The organism is Peptoniphilus sp. oral taxon 836 str. F0141, assembly GCF_000179335.1.
GTDB classification, from domain to species: Bacteria; Bacillota; Clostridia; order Tissierellales; family Peptoniphilaceae; genus Peptoniphilus_A; species Peptoniphilus_A lacrimalis.
Genome location: NZ_AEAA01000142.1, coordinates 1 through 1,979 on the forward strand (window position 1 = coordinate 1; position 1,979 = coordinate 1,979).

Sequence of the window (1,979 nt, forward strand, 5' to 3'; positions counted from 1 at the left end):
ATAAGCAATATATCTTACTGGAATCATAGTTCTTCCTTGGTCTACATAAGTTTTTACATCCATATATACTGTTGTCTTACCATCTTTGTTGATAATGTTATAAAAGTTTTTGTCTACTTGGAAAACTGCAAATTCTTTTTCATCTTTAACTTGTTTTTTACCTTGTTGTTCCTCTTGCTTTTTCATCTTGTTAAGATCAAATTGATTTAGGATGTTCTTATCATCAGCTTTCAAAAGTTCGTCCCATTTTTTATCTTGAGATTTCTTATCTTCTTTCTTCTCTTTGTTTTCTTTTTGGAGTTTTAGAAGTTCATCTAATTTATTAGATAAGCCTTGGTTTATATTTTTTTCTTTTTCATCTTTAGCTTGCTTTTCAAGTTCTTCTTTAGCTTTTTTATTTGCTTCCTCGATTAACTTCTTTGCTTCTTCAATTTTCTTATCTAATTCTTCTTTTAGCTTTTTAATTTCTTCTTCAGAAGATTTTTGTTTTTCTTCTAGTTCTTTAATCTTATCTTCTAATTCTTTTTTTGTATTTTCAGAAGATTCTTTTAAACTATCAATAGCCTTTTGAAGCTCTTCAATTTTCTTACAACATTCTGACTTAGTCTTTTCTGTTTCTTTCTTTTTATTATCTAATTCTTTTATCTTAGTATCTTTTTCATCAAGAGCTTTTTCTAAATCCTTAATTCTATTGTCTTTATCCTCAATTTCTTTAGTCTTCTTTGCAAGTTCTCCTTCTAAAGACTTGAGCTTTTCTTGCATTTCTTTGATTTTATTTTCGTTTTTATCGGTCTTTTCTTTCTCAGCTTCTAACTCCCATTTTGTAGATGAATAATCTTCTTTTAGTTTTGCATTTTCATTTTGTAATCTTTTTAATTCATCTTTAAGTTGAGTGATTTCTGCTATTAGTTCATCATTATTGGAGTTTTTAAGATTCTCAATTTCTTTATTCAATTGAGCAATCTTATTATCTTTATCTCTAATCTCTTCTTCTAGATTAGCTTTTTCTTGTTTTAGTTTCTCTCCATTATCTTTGCAAGATTCTAACTTTTCTTTTAATTCATCTATCTTTGATTGGTCTTCTTGTTTCTTATCATTTAAGTCTTTGATCTGATTTTCTAAATCCTTAATGTTTTTAGTTAAATCATCAATCTTATTGTCCTTTTCATCAATATCTTGTCCTGTTAAATCTGTTTGAGTATCAATGGAATATTTATTTGGGTTGTATATAGTCATCTTTCCTTGATACATATCATTGTTATAATCAAATTCAACTTCTACACTATCTACATTCTTATCAAAGAAAAACTCTCCATTTACAAACCTTAATCCATTAGGAATAGATTTGAATCCTTGATTTCCGTTGAAACCAAAATGATTTTCGTAAAATGGATTTTGTTTTGGTCTATATTCAACTTCTTGATTATGGAATACTCCCTTACTGTTAATATTTGGATTGCCTAAAACTTTTATAGTGTGCAATTTATTTCTTGAAAAAGCGTACTGTTCAATTGTCTTTACAGACTTCGGTATAGTTATTTCTTGGAGGTTATTTCTTTCAAAAGCATTATGTTCAATATTTACCAAAGTATCAGGTAAAGTCACTTCTCTAAGTCCACAATTGAAAAATGCTAAACCACCAAGATAAGTTAGACTATTTGATAGTTTTACCTCGTCTATACTTGCATCGTAAAAGGCAGCATAGCCTAAATGCTTAACAGAATCAGGAATAATTACTTTATCCCAATGTTTGCCACGTCCAAATTCTCTTTTATATCTAAGTTCATCGTTTGAATGACTTAAAGAATAATTTCCATTTATAGACTTCGTTCCTTCAGGAAATACTAGAATATTTGTCTTCTCTTTCTTTTCTAAGCCTTTATCACTAAAGGCAATTATATTTCCCTCAGAGGAATACATAAAATCATCTTCCGTCCAAGTAACATCAGACTTTGCAAATGCACTTGTATGCACAGTTG

At 28.5% G+C, this 1,979-nt stretch carries 1 protein-coding gene; it reads right to left on the reverse strand.

Translation table 11 applies throughout. The features are described from left to right. On the reverse strand, positions 1-1,979 hold a 1,979-nt coding region (locus HMPREF9131_RS07885), incomplete at both ends, for a leucine-rich repeat domain-containing protein (protein WP_036744538.1).